16 protein-coding genes and 1 pseudogene are annotated in these 16186 nt (G+C 39.5%); 3 read left to right on the top strand and 14 right to left on the bottom strand.

What is annotated here, in order from left to right; translation table 11 throughout:
- Positions 1-5: 5 nt before the first annotated feature.
- Entirely contained in the window at positions 6-380 is a 375-nt protein-coding gene (locus VF06_RS30320; protein ID WP_099070956.1) for a hypothetical protein, read from the bottom strand.
- Between the two features lie 219 nt (positions 381-599).
- Between VF06_RS30320 and VF06_RS30315 the strand changes: the two genes are divergently transcribed.
- Positions 600-1130, top strand: coding sequence for an orange carotenoid protein N-terminal domain-containing protein (locus VF06_RS30315; RefSeq protein ID WP_099070955.1), 531 nt, complete (start codon positions 600-602; stop codon positions 1128-1130).
- Positions 1131-1192: 62 nt separating this feature from the next.
- On the opposite strand, the gene VF06_RS30310 is transcribed toward VF06_RS30315, so the two are convergent.
- The 6 genes from VF06_RS30310 to VF06_RS30285 form a co-directional block, all read right to left on the bottom strand.
- Positions 1193-1957 (bottom strand): ABC transporter ATP-binding protein, encoded by a 765-nt coding sequence (locus VF06_RS30310; RefSeq protein WP_099070954.1) that lies wholly within the window; start codon positions 1955-1957, stop codon positions 1193-1195.
- Between the two features lie 218 nt (positions 1958-2175).
- A complete protein-coding gene (locus VF06_RS30305; RefSeq protein WP_099070953.1) occupies positions 2176-3489 on the bottom strand; it encodes a glycoside hydrolase family 15 protein in 1314 nt (437 codons plus the stop codon).
- A gap of 888 nt (positions 3490-4377) precedes the next feature.
- Positions 4378-5058 carry a DUF6875 domain-containing protein gene (locus tag VF06_RS30300; protein WP_099070952.1) on the bottom strand — a complete coding sequence of 227 codons (681 nt, stop codon included), beginning with the start codon at positions 5056-5058 and terminating at the stop codon, positions 4378-4380.
- Between the two features lie 947 nt (positions 5059-6005).
- Positions 6006-6719 carry a heterocyst differentiation pentapeptide repeat protein HetL gene (gene hetL, locus VF06_RS30295; protein WP_099070951.1) on the bottom strand — a complete coding sequence of 238 codons (714 nt, stop codon included), beginning with the start codon at positions 6717-6719 and terminating at the stop codon, positions 6006-6008.
- 14 nt (positions 6720-6733) lie between these two features.
- Entirely contained in the window at positions 6734-6988 is a 255-nt protein-coding gene (locus VF06_RS43030; protein ID WP_244918216.1) for a hypothetical protein, read from the bottom strand.
- A 49-nt stretch (positions 6989-7037) separates the two neighbouring features.
- Positions 7038-7400 carry an ArsR/SmtB family transcription factor gene (locus VF06_RS30285; RefSeq protein ID WP_099070950.1) on the bottom strand — a complete coding sequence of 121 codons (363 nt, stop codon included), beginning with the start codon at positions 7398-7400 and terminating at the stop codon, positions 7038-7040.
- 58 nt (positions 7401-7458) lie between these two features.
- Between VF06_RS30285 and VF06_RS41460 the strand changes: the two genes are divergently transcribed.
- Complete coding sequence (locus VF06_RS41460; RefSeq protein ID WP_180267497.1) at positions 7459-7620, top strand: hypothetical protein; 162 nt, start codon at positions 7459-7461, stop codon at positions 7618-7620.
- A 512-nt stretch (positions 7621-8132) separates the two neighbouring features.
- Here VF06_RS41460 and VF06_RS30275 read toward each other — a convergent pair.
- Both VF06_RS30275 and VF06_RS30270 read right to left on the bottom strand, forming a co-directional pair.
- A complete protein-coding gene (locus VF06_RS30275) occupies positions 8133-8570 on the bottom strand; it encodes a DUF8637 domain-containing protein (RefSeq protein WP_099070948.1) in 438 nt (145 codons plus the stop codon).
- A gap of 161 nt (positions 8571-8731) precedes the next feature.
- Complete coding sequence (locus VF06_RS30270; RefSeq protein WP_099070947.1) at positions 8732-10645, bottom strand: thiamine pyrophosphate-binding protein; 1914 nt, start codon at positions 10643-10645, stop codon at positions 8732-8734.
- A 367-nt stretch (positions 10646-11012) separates the two neighbouring features.
- Here VF06_RS30270 and VF06_RS30260 point away from each other — a divergent pair, with 367 nt between their 5' ends.
- The gene (locus VF06_RS30260) at positions 11013-11768 is read left to right on the top strand and encodes a DeoR/GlpR family DNA-binding transcription regulator (protein WP_099070945.1); all 756 of its coding nucleotides are present in this window, start codon (positions 11013-11015) and stop codon (positions 11766-11768) included.
- Between the two features lie 118 nt (positions 11769-11886).
- Here VF06_RS30260 and VF06_RS30255 read toward each other — a convergent pair whose 3' ends face one another.
- The 5 genes and pseudogenes from VF06_RS30255 to VF06_RS30235 form a co-directional block, all read right to left on the bottom strand.
- The gene (locus VF06_RS30255; RefSeq protein ID WP_099070944.1) at positions 11887-13056 is read right to left on the bottom strand and encodes a zinc-dependent alcohol dehydrogenase; all 1170 of its coding nucleotides are present in this window, start codon (positions 13054-13056) and stop codon (positions 11887-11889) included.
- A gap of 231 nt (positions 13057-13287) precedes the next feature.
- Entirely contained in the window at positions 13288-13776 is a 489-nt protein-coding gene (locus VF06_RS30250; protein WP_180267496.1) for an SRPBCC family protein, read from the bottom strand.
- A gap of 755 nt (positions 13777-14531) precedes the next feature.
- A complete protein-coding gene (locus tag VF06_RS30245; protein WP_099070942.1) occupies positions 14532-14891 on the bottom strand; it encodes a DOPA 4,5-dioxygenase family protein in 360 nt (119 codons plus the stop codon).
- Between the two features lie 207 nt (positions 14892-15098).
- Positions 15099-15635 carry a universal stress protein gene (locus tag VF06_RS30240; protein ID WP_099070941.1) on the bottom strand — a complete coding sequence of 179 codons (537 nt, stop codon included), beginning with the start codon at positions 15633-15635 and terminating at the stop codon, positions 15099-15101.
- 362 nt (positions 15636-15997) lie between these two features.
- Positions 15998-16186: pseudogene (locus tag VF06_RS30235) on the bottom strand (photosystem II q(b) protein); the annotation flags it as partial.

Below are 16186 nucleotides of genomic sequence, written 5' to 3'. Positions count from 1 at the left end.
AAAACTTATTTTTTCGGCTGACCTTTTTCTAAAGCCTTTTCTACCAAATTGTCATCAACGCTAGTTACACTTTCAGTTTTGGAATTTCCAACTTCCTTAGCCAACTCTTTATAATCATCGGGATTACCAGTTGACTGGGTTTGTGTTTTGATTTCTTTTGCTTCAGGGACTTTTTGTTTGGGAGCAGTTGCAGCTTCGGCTACTGCTGCGCCTTCACCTGTGCGGTCAACTTCACTAACGCTGAATTGTTGTGCAGCTGCATAATCAGCTTCAAAATCCACTTTTGGGGCTTTTTCTTCACCGCTAGCGATGTTTTCAGCTGCTAATTGAGCATCATGGGTGGGAGCTTCATTAACATTGGGTTTAATTTCATCTGGCATAATTAAAACCTTAAGTAAATTTTTATTGCTGGAGCAATGCTAGCAAAGTAATTCACTAATTTATTACTTTCTTGCGAGAGATTTTTACCTCTATTAAAAGATAGATTAATCTGAAATTTAATAGTTAATTGAACTCTTTCTATTGATAGTAGAGTCTGACGTTCAAACTTTAGTAACTTCTAGTTTGGCCTATTAATTAAATTGTGTTGGAGAAAAGTTATGACTACAAGTTACGATAAAAATATTTCTCAAGCTCGAAGCAATGAAACTCAAAAAGTGGTAGATGCGTTTAATGCATTAGATACCGATGCCAAATTAGCTTGGTTCTATCTTGTTTATAAAAAAATGGGTGATTCCATTACCCCAGCTGCTCCCGCCGCTACCGATCCGGAATTAGCACCAAAGTTGCTAGGAGATTATTTTGATTTATCAGATGACGAGCAATTGGAAATTATGCGGGATATAGTTAACCGCAAAGATACAGAATATTCCCGCGCTTATGGAGCGATTAAAGAAAACAATCAGTTGTTAGTTTGGTATGCTTGGGCAGTAGCTATGGGTGATAAAGTTGTTGGTTTACCAGCTAGCTACAAGCCAAGTAAAGCGATTAATGATTTACTTTCCCAAATTGAAGCACTAGATTTTGATGAGCAAATATCGGTGTTCCGGACAATAGCCGGTGAAATGGGTTACACCGATGTTAAGCCTATTGAAACACAAGCACAAACTGGTAAAACGCCGAGTTTGTAAGTTAATTTGATAACTGTTGACTGTTGAGTGTTGACAGTCAGCAGTCAACACTCACAGCTTTATCAAGACATTACCAGCTGAGTTAAGTCAGATGAAGTCAAGTTAGAGTGTACTACTTCACCGTCGCGGAACCAAACGATGCGGTGAGTTTGACGCGCTACTTCTGGTTCGTGGGTAACCATAACAACGGTGATTCCACTGGCGTTGAGTTCGCTAAAGATGTCTAAAACCTCTTGGGTTGTGCGAGAATCAAGTGCGCCGGTGGGTTCATCGGCCAGGAGGACTACGGGACGGTTGACAATGGCACGGGCGATCGCTACCCTTTGTTGTTGTCCCCCTGATAGTTGGGTTGGTTTGTTGTTGAGGCGTTTTGCTAAACCGACTCGTGTCAGTGCTTCTGTGGCGCGATCGCTCCTTTCTTTGGGATTGACGTTAGCATATACCATTGGCAGCATCACATTTTCTAATGCTGTAAGTTGGGGTAATAAATGGAATTGCTGGAACACAAACCCCAGTTTTTTATTCCGGATGTGTGCTAAGGATTTATCGTCCATTTGCGCCACATCAATATTATCTAAGTAATAATGACCGCCTGTGGGTCGGTCTAGACAGCCGATAATATTCATGGCTGTAGATTTACCAGAACCAGAAGGCCCCATAATTGAACAATATTCGCCTTCGTGGATAGTCAAATTCACATCGTTGAGTGCTTTGACTTCAGTTTCACCAGTGCCATAGACTTTATATATATTTTCTAAACGAATAATACTTGGTTTGGGTATAGGATCGGGAACTAGAGAATCCGTGATTAAAATAGTATTTGCCATAAAAATTTGCTTGGGTATGAAAAAGGCGATCGCTCTTTATTAACTCATTCCCCAGCTTTACGCAGCGAGGATTTCGAGTCATTAGTCATTAATCATTAGTCATTAGTAGTTATATTTAATTTATCGTATCCAGTAAGCCTTCGACTTTGCTCAGGCTTACACCGAGGGAAGCCGAGGTGTAATACTAATGACCACTGACTAATGACTGAATTATTGAACTATTTTAGCTTTAAACTTTCTTCCATGATTTTCAAAGCTATACGCAGATTTGCTTGTGTCCATAATAGTGGTGTTGCATCATTTGGTACGTAATTATCTTTTTCGAGATAGTACAACTCAGGACATTTAAAACCGCCAAGTTGAAAATCCTCTGCTGTTATTTGTCCGAGTGAGCGATTTAGATATAATATTTGCTTTTCTAAAAACTCCTTTCGCTGAGTTTTGATAAATTTCATACCAAATATAGTGGAAATAATTGGATCGAAAATACACCATTGAGCTTCCTCACCTTGTTTTAAAGCACGCTGATTTTCTTTTAGCCACTGCTCTCGTTCTGTAGATATGCTTGTACGTATACTTTCAGGAAGATCTGTATAGTCACGACACCAGAAAGAATCATTTAAATATCTAGATATCCCATATTTTCCCTGCAAGTTATTAATTACATCTCCAAGAATAACCCCAGCTATCGAATCGTTCAAAACTTCCAAAGGATAAATCAAAAAAAGTAAAGCCGAATCATATCGCCTTTCTTTATTTTGTTGAATACATTCTGAAGGTAGAATTTTATTCAGTGCATCTATGCCCTTCTGAATTAAATTATCTAAAAGTTCGATTGTAACGAGTTTATTTTGATATCTACAGTTTTGGAATATATGAGGATAGTCTATTTTTAGTTGTTTGAGAGCCTTAAGAGATGCAAGAACAACACCGATACTAGAAGCTTCGATTTTCGGAGTTTCTTCCCAATGGCCGCTATCTTCATCTTCCCAGTAAGAAACAGCATCAAAATACAAAGGAAAAAGTGCTAAGGTTTTAATCTCATCTTGAGTTGGCTCTAAAATTTTATCGCTAATTAATTTACAAGAAAACCATAAAAAATATCCTAAAGCGTCATTTTGTGCATGTTCCCAAGACTGATTAATTTCCTCTAAATTTTCTCCATTAAATCGAATGTGAGGACGTTCCATCACTCGATCGGGAGTGACTTGAGCATTAATAATATTTTCAAACCGAATCTGATGTTTTTGAAAGTATTGGAACAAAGATTTAATATTATTAATGACTATGGAAGTCTCTCCAAAAAGATAGTGAGAATAGGCGACGTATACATTATCACGTATCCATACAGCTGCATATCCCGTATATTTAGTTTTATCTGCCACACTTGCCGCAGGAAAAAGACCATTGTCTAAAACAGGGAAATTAAATGTTCCTTTTTCCTCTAGAAGTAATTTAATATTTTGCAAATCTTTGAGATTATAATCAGTTTTGACTAACCGAGCAATTTCACTGTTATGTACAACAGACATAAATTGTACCCTGAACTTAAACTAATATTCATGATACTAGCTTGAATATAAAAGCTTTACTTTAAACATTCATTTCTCAGAAATTCTATAAAAAATTATTTAGTTAAATCATTTTTTCAAAAAATAATTTTTGGCGATCGCCCCGTAGTCGAGTTACGCTATAGTCGATCGCATTATCCATCTCATCGACATTCACCGATTCTGCCAATGCTTTGGTAACGTTAATAAGTAGGTCAACTTAATTAAACATAAAACAATGGTAGGGTGCGTTATCGCAAAGCGTAACGCACCTCAATTGCTATAGTACAGTCTACAGAGGTGCGTTAGCCTACGGCATAACACACCCTACTGGCGTGACAAGCCTTAAATGTTGCAATAAAATTTCTTGTGGGATGGGTGTCCTCACCCGTCCGGGCGGGCAGGATGCCCACCCCACAAGAGTTTACTAATGCACTATTTTAACCTTGCCACGCCACTACATTTATTGACATCTATGTATGACGTTTTTTTAGGTTGAGTTACTTATCTGCGCTCATTCCTATGATAAATAAAGTGAAATGTTATCAAAAGCAAGATTTCAGTGATGTTTGAAGTGGCGCACTGGAATCTTTGATGGAAAATTTTTAGAAGAAAACAGGGAACACAAGATACACAATAAATAGCCAAAACAGTAGGTTGTTTCTGGAAAAATTCAATACAAGCCTGACACTGGTTATCAGTTATAGCGTTTCCCAATCTGCTGAGGTACTGAGTACTTCGCTTATCTTATTGGGCAAACCTCTGTGTGACTCTGCGACGCTGCGCCTTTAAAAACAAAAGTTTGTCTACCTCACTGAAGTGGGAATCGCTATATCAAAGGTAGATGATAACTCATAGTTGATTGAAATTCTAATGACTCACTAAGGTTGCTGCTTCTACTTCTGCTTTCGCCAAAGCCAATACCTGATAGGCAGTTTTAAATCTATTTTCATCTGTAAATTTACCGCCAAACCGCTTTAAATAAGCTTCCAAATACCGAATGCGTAAATGTAAATCGACAGGACTTTGAAGAAAAGGCAAGTCTGCTTCAACCATAAATCGGATAGCCAACAATGGTACGGGGCTACGTAGTGGACGGAAGTCTGGGTTATGTAAACCAGGACTTTGATTGCGTTTATGAAACTCTCCAATCATTAATCCTGATTCGACAAACAAAGGTTTAAGTTTTTGTTGTATGCTGTCTATGATTTTCGGCGCATCCTCTATATCGATATCAGGAAATATCAATAAAAAAGCTTTACTAATTCTTGATTCTTGTTCTTTAGCATCCATCTCTAGAAAGATATCTCGGTAGCGTTTGACAAGATTTTCTATTTGTTCTGGATACAAGTCTTTGCTACGAATAACTGCCAAACGAATACTGTTGGTTCTTATAGAGTGAGGTACAAAAGGACAAACTGCACCCGGTCTGCCTAAAAGTGGATGGGGTTTTCCTAAAAAAGTTTTAACCCACTCTAAAATTTGATTTAAGTAAGGAAGGTCTTCGTTTTCCTGGAGTTGTTGAATTTCAATAGGTGTATAGAGTTGCATTAGTATCACTCAAGTGTAGTAATTGTGAAATCCTCAATTCAAAATTATTGGATGATGCTATCTGATAGTTCAGAGACAACAGGAACTATTAACAGGAAAACCCACTTTTTTCAGCATGGCATGGTCACAAGGACACCGTTTAGAATCGCGCTTTTCGTCTAGTAAAAACATCTTTTTTTAAACTGTAGCTCCGACCTACAACTAAACGTCGCCATCGCTATTCCCTGTTATCTGTTGGTTGTTGTCTACCCCAAAAGAGTCTGTAAATTAATTTTTATCTCAAAAATCAGTCTTTATGAAGTTGCATTTTCGGCTGATTTGTAGTTAAGGTCAGATAAAAATTGTTTTAATATTTTGTGCTATTTAATTTAAGGCAGCACACATAGCTGAAAATATATTTCAGCATTAAGCAAGTTATTTGGGAGCATTATTTATGGTAGTGTGAATGACTTATATATTTTTTGAATCCTATCCTCCTACCTTTTTTTTGCACCTTTCATTTAACAATATTTTTAAGAAAAATATTATAAAGTTAATATCCGAGTGCTGAGTTTTATTGTAAAAATTTAGTATAGATTTTCAAGTACTGATAGTATGTAGCGTAAATTATCAGTATTATTACTTTTACCAATATACTATTGCCGTAAAGATTTAAATCTTCCGATCAACAGAGATAATATCTGAATTGGAACGCCGATAAAAATTGATAATAGACTAATGTCCCAAAATACAAAGTTTTGGAAACAAGCAATGGTCTGAACTTTAGACAAACTTTAATATACAGATACTTAGTAATGGCGTGGAATAAAGCACTTAGGGCTTCCAACAATTTCAGGTTTGTTCAAGCAAATTTTATAACACTTCACCCCTGCTCCCAGAACCCCTGCCTCCTAAATGATAAGTTTTCAACCGGACATGATATGGTTGTTCTTGGCGATCGCTCATCCTCAATCATGAACTGTACCATCAGGCATGATTGCACCTTGGAAATCAACGTCAGTGAGAATTGCCCCTGTTAAGTCTGCTCCTTGCAAATTAGCTTTTCGCAGAATCGCACCACTAAGATCTGCATAGCTCAAGTCTGCTTTTTGCAAACTTGCTTGACTGAGATCTGTTGCCAAATCTCCCCACAATGTTGTGTGGCTCAAATTTGCCCGACACAACTTTGCTGCATCTAAGTTGGCATGATGGAGTGAAACTGCTCTCAAGTCAGCGTAACTCAAGTCTGCCCCAGTTAAAACAGCGTATCCCAAATCTGTGCGTTGATTGGAACTGGGGCGAAAGTCTGCTTGAATTAACAGACAACCAGAGAGTTTTGCACCATTCAAATTAGCACCACCCAAACTAGCTTTGATTAAGTTGGCTTTGTCTAGGCGTGTCTGAACCAGCTTTGCACCAGTCAAATCAGCCTCACGCAAAATCGCGCCACACAAGTCGGCTTCACTTAAGTCGATTCCCCAGAGGATTGCTTCACTAAGGTTTGCCTCCCGCAGACATGCTTGATTGAAGTTGGTTTTACCCAGCCGTGTCTGTCGTAAATCAGCATTGCTGAAGTCTGCACCTCTGAAATTGGCATTGGTGAGCTCTACTTCTTGGAGATTTACTCGCTGAAAGCTTCGTTCTCCAGCGTTATAGCGTTTGATAATTTCATCCACGTCCATAATCGTTACGACCTCTAATTTATCTGAAGCGGGTTTTTCCTTTGGACAACAATGTTTAAGTGCATTGGTTTTTGAGGTTGGGTTAACTCTGCCATCAGTTCTGTGACGGACTGAAAAATCACAGACTCTATGGAGAATCCTGGAGAGTTCACATCTTCGCACTGGCTGAAATGCCCTCCCACTTGCTGGCAATTTTCCACAATCAAGGCATCTGGTAGTCGATTATATTGACGTTGCCAAGTTTGGCAAATTAACTGGGCTGAAAACAAGTTAGATACGCTCCTACTATCACCCTCGATTTTGAGTGTGTTTTCTCGTTCAAAAAATTGCTGTTTTGCCCCGGAGAGTTTTTAGGCTTTCAGCCTGCTGTTGGACGCGTTCGCTAATGCGATCGCACGCTAATTCACAAAGCTCGAAAATCATTGGATCGACAATCTCGTAATAAGCACTGGTACCTCTAGGCTGACGAGATAAAATTCCAGCCTGAGTTAACACTTTCAAATGCTTAGATAAATTTGCCTGTCCTAAACCAGTGGCCTCGGCAATTTCCATCACATTCATTGCACCCGACCTCAGACAGCTCAAAATTTGTAATCGGCTTGCTTCTGATAAAACCTTAAAGTAATCAGCAACCGCCACGAGAACAGCTGGATCGGCTTTGGGTGACTTAGTTTTTGGCATAGGTTGATTTAATGCTCAGCACAATAGTTATTTAATAGTTTATTAGTAATATAGCTAATTGCTAATTAAATTTAATAAAACCCTCAAAGACCAACAGCCAGCGCCAAATCCCATCTTCTTTGATAGGATTTCACAAAATACTCATGAGTGCGATCGCTCTCCACTGACTTTAATGCTAAGCGAACCAGAATTGCAAATTTTCTCCCTGGCTTGGCAGTAAAAGCAGTATTTATATAGCAGTCCGATTTGATTAATGAACTGTATAAGCAGGCAAGAGGGTTATAAAAGAGTAAAGTGTACGGAATTTTGTTCAAAACAGGACTTACGCACAAGTAACGGAAAATCTAACCGCAGAGGACGCAGCGAAAAGTCGGAGCGCCGGAAGCCGGCGCTCTGAACTTTTCAAGACAGAGGACACGGAGGAATAAGAGTTTCAGAGAGTTTTTGCCTAAGTCCTACAAAAATCAAATAGGATTCCTATATATAGCAGTCCTAATACCAATTCTGTATGAAGATGCGTTCGCCTTGTATGAGGAACAAACCGCAAAGGGCGCAAAGGACACAAAGAAAGAAAGAAAGAAAGAAAGAAAGAAAAAAAATTTGGCGCAGCCTCACAAAGAAATGGTATAAATCATTTGTGAAATCTTGCTGCTGTTGACTGCTGACTGTCAACGGTCAACGGTCAACAGTTAACAGTCTTCTATGAAATATTTTTTACTTGGAAGTCCCTAATTATTTACAATGTTTTTGAAGAAGAGACATAACCAGTTCAAAACTATGAGGTTGAGTTTGCACTGCATAAGCTTCTCTTTCTAAATCTTGCCTGTGGATATCCGTATAGTGCATAAAAAACGGTCGAGCATAATTGATAGGCTGAATGTCTAAACCTAAAGTTTTTATTTTTCCTTTTCCCGCACATACTTGTGCAGCATGAACAGCTTCGTGAATTATGGTTTGAGTACCGATTTGTAGGTCAAATACTACTGGATTAATCCAAATTTTTTTGGTAGTTTCCTGTAATAATCCATAAGCACCGCGCTTAGGAGGTAACTGAATTATTACTTGAAACCCAAATTTTTCTAATTGATTTTTCAACTCAATAAATTTTCGTTCTGGTGTGGGTGCTTGAGAAAGTAGTAAAAAAGAATTTAATAGTACAATTTCTATCATGCATTTATACTTAGGAATAATTTTTCCTATTATATTCCCTCAATTTACTTTTTCAACAAACTCTAAGTAAGATACCGGAGTTTAAAAAAATCCGGTATCTGTTGCAAATTATCTTAATTTAGGTCTGGGGTATCCAACTGTTAGCTGTTGTCTTGGAAAAATTATTCGACTAAATTTTTAACCTTGTTGATAATACTCACTGGGTCAATTCCTTGATGTGGAAATTGCTCCCACAAACCACCGCAACCTTCTTGATGAGTACCAAGATAAGCGTATTTGGGAGTTAAGCCACGCTCTAATAACCAACTACCAAAACGGCTACCTAATCCAGTTCGACGATTAAACGACTCCACCACAAGTACAAAAGGGGCATTACCGATTTTTGTCATCATCTCTTCATCAATAACGTTTAAAGTTGGTTTGTTAATTAAACCTACATCTAGACCTTCTTGCTTGAGGCGCTCAACTGCATCTAGGGCACGATATAGAGCATCACCAAAGCTCACAATATAGCCTTGCGTTCCTTCTCGAATTATTTCATCTTTACCAGGAACAAATTTATAGTCACTACCAAAAAATTCATGGCCATTGTTGTCGAGAATTAATGGCACTTTAGAACGGGTGGAGAAAATAAACCGCAGTCCAGGTTCAAAGAACACAGATTCTACACAGGCTTTCATCTGATTAGCATCAGATGGAAAGTAAAGACGTGTTTGGTAGCCATCATCTAAACCATTGTCCGCAAACATATTATTCAAACCGAAATGGCAGGTGTTATCCGCCATATCATCGATACCTGCATGGGAAAAGTGACAAAGTATATTTGAGTAGTTCAACCGCGCCATCGTAATCTCAGAGATACACATTTCTAAGAAAGCGCTAAAGGTTGCAAAAATACCTTGTTTCCCTGATTCCATGCCAAATCCCGCTGCGGCAGAAAAATTCCCCCGCTCCATAATGCCAGAGGAGATAAAAATTTCCGGGTATGCATCGTGAATTTTCTTCAAACCACACGAGCCTTCAAGATCGCTATCGATGACTCTGACGTTTTCCTTGCGCTCTACTTCACTGAGGTGACTTAACACAGCAACCACCGCATCGCCGAACACGTTGCGATTAGCATCCCATTTATTACTAGAGCCAAAAAAAGTGTAGGTTTGTTTTGGTTTTTGAATACTCTTGATGTACTCAACAGCAGCAGTTTGTCCGCGTGATTCGAGATATTGAATAGCTAACTCTACAGAAATCACATCGTGACCGTGAGTAGAGCCTTCTAACCCTGTAATACCAGGGCACATGGGGCGTTTATTGATGATGGCAATTGGCCCTGGAGTATTTACAGCCTCGTAAATACGATGGTATAGGTCGTCTATATCTTCCCCATCTCCTTCGAGTATCTTCAATCCATGCCCTTGTAAGGTTTTGGCAACACTAAAACCAGACAGATACTTTGAAGGATGTCCGGCGATGGTCACATCGTTATCATCAATGATGAGCTTGACATTAAGATGCTGAGCAACAGCTAAGCGAGCAGCTTCAGCATCATTGCCTTCTTGCTGGGAACCATCGGAACCAAGACAGAAAACCACTTTACCTGGATTTGCCATTGCGACACCATTGACGTAAGGCCACATGTGTCCCAATCGTCCAGAACTAAACTTGACACCGGGAGTTAACCCTAATTCCGGGTGTCCTGGTAAGTGGGAATGTGCTTGGCGATAGTGTAGGAGTTGCTCGCTTGGTAAGTCACCGTGCAAAGTTGCCATCAAATACTGAGTTGCAACTCTATGTCCGGCCTCATCAAAGAAAATCGGCACAAACTTATCGGATACTGACCGAAACAAGGCATCAAGTACAATCGCCTCTGGTACTGTGTCATAAGGCCCCCCAGTATGGCCACCCACCCCTCTAGCAGCTCCGGTGGCTGTAAAAAACACGATCGCATCACGGCACAATTGAATATTAGCTTTGAGGTTCTCTCGTTGCTCCAAGGTAAGAGTTGGATTTGTCAGATCGAGAATTACTCGTTTGTAAGCACTCAAATCAATGGGAAATTGAATGTTGGTAAAAGTCATAATTTATTCCTGGGATTTCAAGGGCATTGGGCATTGGGCAAACAGGGTATGGGGAAAGGGAAAGGGGTATGGTTCGACAAGCTCACCAACCGGGGGAAAGGGGAAAGATTAAATTTATTCCTTTTCCCTTTTCCCTTTAACCTTTTCCCCTGCCTTAAGAGCACCCCATCTCCCAATCCCAAAGCAGCGTTTATTGACTATCAACAAGCCACTATCAACAAGCTAAGATTGTTAAATCTCGCTTGCACGAATGTGCTTGAATTTATTTGAAGATGGCGATAAACATGCATGAACCTGCATATCTATGAGTATAAACTCACAAACGTGCAATTTCAAGATTAAATGTGCAATTTCAGGAAAGTCAATTATGCTAACTGCGGAGCGACGGCAATTTATCATGGAGATTCTGCGTCGTGACAAAAAGGTGCTGTCATCGGAATTGAGTGCGGTTTTGAAGGTTTCGGAGGATACGATTCGCCGGGATTTGCGGGAATTAGCCGAATCAGGGTTTTTGCAGCGAGTTCATGGAGGCGCACTTCTGATTTCGCCAGCCATTGCCTCTTATGCCGATCGCCAAAAGCAAGCACCCAAAGAAAAGGAAGCGATCGCCCGTGCAGCTGCTAAATTGGTCTCTACAGGACAGGTGGTAATTTTAGATGGAGGCACCACAACTCTCCAAGTAGCCCGTCATTTGCCTTTGGATTTGCAGGCGACAATTGTTACAAATAGTCCTCCCATTGCTGTTGCCTTAGCAGAACATCCCCATGTAGAAGTTGTAATGTTAGGCGGAAAGCTCTACAAAAAAGCCTTGGTCAACGTCGGTACTACAACAGTTGAGTCATTACGGATGATTCGTGCAGATTTGTGCATGTTGGGAGTATGCAGCGTACATCCGGAATTTGGCATTAGCGTACAGAACTTAGACGAAGCCCATGTCAAACGAGCGATGATTGCTGGAGCAGCTGAAGTAGTTGCATTAGCCACAGAGGAAAAGTTAGATACTGCTGCTCCTTATGTTGTGGAATCGATTCATGCAATTACTTACCTTGTAACTGCACCAACTGTATCCGATCGCATACTAACTTCTTACAAAGCTTTGGGTTTGGCGATCGTTCGTGACTAAATAAGGGAAGTGGAAACAATAAATAATAGGTTTAGGTGGTTCATTGTTGACTGTTGACTGTTGACCGTGAACCGTCAACGGTCAACAGTTATTCGCATCTCAATGCCCAATGCCCAATTCACGGTTTAAGTACAACTTTAATACAGTTGTCTTTCCTTTCATTGAAAATTTGGTAGCCCTGCGGTGCTTGCTCTAAGGGTAGAGTATGGGTGATGACAAAAGACGGGTCTATCTTACCGTTTTGGATGTGATCTAGTAACGTGGGTAAATACTTATGAACGTGGGTTTGTCCCATTTTGAATGTTAAGGCTTTGTTCATGGCAGCACCCATTGGCATTTTGTCTATAAAACCGACATAAACACCAGGAATTGAAACGTGACCGCCTTTACGGCAAGCTACTAGCATTTGTCTGAGGACAATTGGTCGATCTGTTTCTAAACGTACTGCTTGCTTCACTTGGTCGTACAAATATTCCAAATCCACACCGTGTGCTTCCATTCCCACAGCGTCAATACAAGCATCCGGCCCGCGACCACCCGTCATTTCTTTGAGGGCTTCTCCAACATCGACCTTCTCATAGTTAAGTGTTTCGGCATTGGTATATTTCTCCACTAGCTGTAGGCGTTCGGGAATTCTATCGATGGCTATGACACGTTCAGCACCAAGAATATAAGCACTGTGAATGGCGAATTGTCCCACTGGGCCACAGCCCCAGATTGCCACAGTATCACCAGGCTGAATATTACAGTTTTCAGCTGCCATATAGCCGGTGGGAAAGATATCTGTAAGAAATAGTACTTGTTCGTCTTTGAGGAAATCAGGAATTTTGAACAAACCGACATCAGCAAAGGGAACGCGGGCGTATTCGGCTTGACCTCCTGCGTAACCACCGAGCATGTGAGAGTAGCCAAAAAGACCAGACGGAGAATAACCCATGAGTTTTTCTGCTAACCAAGCGTTGGGGTTGGAGTTATCGCACAGCGACCACAGGTCTTGCTGGCAGAAATAGCAGTGACCGCAGGAAATGGGAAATGGTACGATGACGCGATCGCCTATTTTTAAATTCTTGACACCACTACCCAGTTCAACAACTTCGCCCATGAATTCATGACCAACGATATCCCCTTTTTCCATTGTGGGGATGTAGCCATTATAGATATGTAAATCAGAACCACATATTGCAGTTGTAGTGATTTTAACAATAGCATCACGCGGATTCAGAATTTTTGGATCGGGTACTGTTTCGACCCGCATATCTTTAGCGCCGTTCCAACAAACTGCTTTCATTGTTTTTCCTCTTTTGTATTAAATCAGAACTTACGCAAAATCATGAAAAAAGAAACCTCAAAGGACACAAATAAATAAGAATTTCAGAGAGTTTTTGCCTAAGTCCTATAAGGTAACTCCAAAAAATAAATTATTGCCCTTGGGGTCGTTGATTACTGACTGTCAACTGTCAACCGTCAACAGTTAACAGTCTTCTGTGAAATATTTTTTTACTTGCAAACTCCTAAATATTTAGCCTTGACCTCTTGGTTGACCTTCTGTTGTGGCAATTTCTCCTGCTTCCATGAGCATTTTAAAGTGGCGTAAATCTTCTGTAAGATTGTGTTTTGGGTCTTCACCAAAAAGTTTAGCAATCACATTTCCAATCACACCACCAGGCGGGTTATATTTCCTAACTACTTTCACCTCAGTACCACGATTACCTGGTGCTGGCTTAAATTGAACTACACCTGAGTTTTGAAATTCTGCGCTTTGAACTGAAGCCCATGCAATTACTTCGTTTTCTTTATCTTCAACAATGACTGCATCCCACTCTAAGGTTCTATCTAAGAGTCCTTCAACAATCCACCTAATTTTCGCATCGTCGTACACCTTTACTTCTTTAAGATGCTTGATGAAGCGGGGTAAATTTTCAAAGTTACGCCAAAATCGGTAAAGTTCTTCTGCTGGTTTGTTAATGGTTACAGTCTTTTCAACTTTGATTTGTTCGTTTGCCATCATTACCTCTTGTATTTGCTATTTATAGATTTTGTTGCTTTTATAAATAAAAATTGAAAAATATTCTTGTTAATAGTTGTTCTTTTTCTTTAGAAACACAAATGAGTAATAACTAATGACGAATAAAATTTATACGAAAATTAGTGCGATAGATAAGCGTATTAGTTTATCATTAATAGCCAAATTTATTCGATTTGCTAAAACTATAAAAATTTGATTTGGATAACTGATTTTTCTTGGTAATAAAACAGATTTAAGTAAACAAAAAAATGGCTGTAACTGTACTGTTTTTTCAAAAAATATAATTCTTATAATTCAATACAGTTTAGTTTAACTTTTTTGCTTCCTGCCTTAACAAAGAAATTCCTTAACTGAACTGTATTGTCTTATAATTTCAGCAATTCATAATTCATAAATAGTCTATCTACAAAAGTGAGAAATCACCTCAATCGCAGGGTAGGGTATCTCAAATATATTCTGGTTATTAATTTTGTTCTTTATTAGTAGCGTAAAATTCTCGGAAATCAATCTTTAGGGTGATTTAATAATTAAAAGATTGTGAGAATGATTATGTTAAAAATTTTGATTATTTAGAGCGATGCCTGATACAAATTTGCCAACTATGGGACTCATATTTGATTTTTGCAAAAACCTCAGTACACTTTGATTTCTTTTTACCTGTTCCCCGTTGCCCATTCCTTGTTAAGAGTCTTTACGAATGGTTAAAAAATCAAATCGGATGCCTATATGTAGGCAAATTAAGAGTGCTTTGTAATCTGTCGAAGAAAGTCTATATTCAAATCTAGCTTATTACCTAACCATAGAGAGCGATGGGTATGGTCTGCTACATCATCCCCTGTTTCGGGGTGAACAAGAATATCCAAGCCTTGACGATTCAGCATTAACCAAGGGACAACTTTATCAAACTGATTTGGTAAGAAAGCAACTTGATACATACTTTTGGGGTGGGGGCCGATGGGCTGGTCAAACCAGCGTCCTAGCTTTACATCAAATCTACCGCCTAATCCTTCACGCACATGGGCAGCTATATCACGAGTTGCAGTATCAAAGTAGACATGAGCATGAAAACCAACGATTTCTGTGGTATCTTCTTCCATGTTGGCTTTTTCCTTAAGTATTACTTAATTTTATCTGGTAGCATGGAATTAGCGATCGCTCACGTAATAATTATTTCTAAGCTGTTCTACATAAAAATTGCACATTAATTGAGCGGAGCCTTCCTTACTCCACTCGATTAGACTGTTGACAGCGAACAGTTAACATTCAACCGTCAACAGTCACCCATAGTTCATGCAATTTAATACTTAGTTAACGCTTGAAGCACTTGTAGTTTCTTTGACAAGTTCGTCTTTTTTAGTGGTAATGGAAAGATGCACTATATGTACTGAACAAGGAGCATGATGAAGGACGTAGTTACTTACACTACCCAGAAATAATTCCGTCAGCCCAGAACGACCGCGACGCCCCATAACAATTAAGTCAGCATCATAACTACGGGCTAAGTCACAAATAACGCGACCGGGATTACCAACATTTTGTGTAAACTCCGTAGTAATCCCTGCTGTATTAGCTTGAGCGCAGAAAGATTGTAACATTTGGATACCTTGAGTTTTAAAGGTCTCCCACTGCTTTTGGTACAACTCGAAGCTTTGAGTGTTCAATCCAGGATAGTAGTCAAAATTAGATACAACAGGTACGTAAGGACTACCATCTTCTTCTGGTGATAAGACATGCAGTAGCATTAAGCTAGCTTGTGTTAATTTTGCTAAATTAAAGGCTTGGTCAAAAACCTTTTGCCCTACTTCCGACCGATCTAATGCAACTAAAATCTTTTTAAACATATAGACCCCCAGTTCTATGATTTTGAATTTGCAGATGTGGGATCATTTAAAATGAGCAGCCTATCTGCTATGTTTCCTGAGATTTTGAAGTATTTTGAATAACCGCGTAGTGCTGACACTACAAGAGTTGCAATCAAACAATTGCTGCGAAGTGTCAGTCTAGCAATTTTTGAATTTTAAATTCCTGAAATCTTTTAGTTTGATAGTTCTATTTATAGCAAAAGATTTTGAGAGAGTTGTGAAGAAAATCTGGGGAGATGGAGATGGTAAATGCAAATTGCTATGACACTAAAAAGCGCCCTCCTTGATGGAGGGCGCTTTTTATTCTATTTAATTTTCAGTTCAGTTGACTAGGGCAACGATTAACCGTTGATAGCAGGAGCGCTGATTGCAACAGGAGCCGCTTCGGCAGATGCCAAGTCTAAGGGGAAGTTGTGAGCGTTACGCTCGTGCATTACTTCCATACCCAGGTTTGCACGGTTGATGATGTCTGCCCAGGTGTTGATTACGCGACCTTGAGAGTCAATGATGGATTGGTTGAAGTTGAAACC

The organism is Nostoc linckia z4 (genome assembly GCF_002608075.1).
Classification (GTDB): Bacteria; Cyanobacteriota; Cyanobacteriia; order Cyanobacteriales; family Nostocaceae; genus Nostoc; species Nostoc linckia.
The sequence above is the reverse complement of the archived record's forward strand: the minus strand, read 5'-3'. Positions and strand labels throughout refer to the sequence as shown.

Excerpts from the sequence above, each read along its gene's own strand:
- VF06_RS30275 (WP_099070948.1), bottom strand. The coding sequence starts at position 8,570 with ATGATAGAAATTGTACTATTAAATTCTTTTTTACTACTTTCTCAAGCA.
- VF06_RS30240 (WP_099070941.1), bottom strand. The coding sequence starts at position 15,635 with ATGTTTAAAAAGATTTTAGTTGCATTAGATCGGTCGGAAGTAGGGCAA.
- VF06_RS30250 (WP_180267496.1), bottom strand. The coding sequence starts at position 13,776 with ATGATGGCAAACGAACAAATCAAAGTTGAAAAGACTGTAACCATTAAC.
- VF06_RS30305 (WP_099070953.1), bottom strand. The coding sequence starts at position 3,489 with ATGTCTGTTGTACATAACAGTGAAATTGCTCGGTTAGTCAAAACTGAT.
- VF06_RS30300 (WP_099070952.1), bottom strand. The coding sequence starts at position 5,058 with ATGCAACTCTATACACCTATTGAAATTCAACAACTCCAGGAAAACGAA.
- VF06_RS30310 (WP_099070954.1), bottom strand. The coding sequence starts at position 1,957 with ATGGCAAATACTATTTTAATCACGGATTCTCTAGTTCCCGATCCTATA.
- VF06_RS30270 (WP_099070947.1), bottom strand. The coding sequence starts at position 10,645 with ATGACTTTTACCAACATTCAATTTCCCATTGATTTGAGTGCTTACAAA.
- VF06_RS30285 (WP_099070950.1), bottom strand. The coding sequence starts at position 7,400 with ATGCCAAAAACTAAGTCACCCAAAGCCGATCCAGCTGTTCTCGTGGCG.
- VF06_RS30245 (WP_099070942.1), bottom strand. The coding sequence starts at position 14,891 with ATGGAAGAAGATACCACAGAAATCGTTGGTTTTCATGCTCATGTCTAC.
- VF06_RS30320 (WP_099070956.1), bottom strand. The coding sequence starts at position 380 with ATGCCAGATGAAATTAAACCCAATGTTAATGAAGCTCCCACCCATGAT.
- VF06_RS30260 (WP_099070945.1), top strand. The coding sequence starts at position 11,013 with ATGCTAACTGCGGAGCGACGGCAATTTATCATGGAGATTCTGCGTCGT.
- VF06_RS30315 (WP_099070955.1), top strand. The coding sequence starts at position 600 with ATGACTACAAGTTACGATAAAAATATTTCTCAAGCTCGAAGCAATGAA.
- hetL (WP_099070951.1), bottom strand. The coding sequence starts at position 6,719 with ATGGACGTGGATGAAATTATCAAACGCTATAACGCTGGAGAACGAAGC.
- VF06_RS30255 (WP_099070944.1), bottom strand. The coding sequence starts at position 13,056 with ATGAAAGCAGTTTGTTGGAACGGCGCTAAAGATATGCGGGTCGAAACA.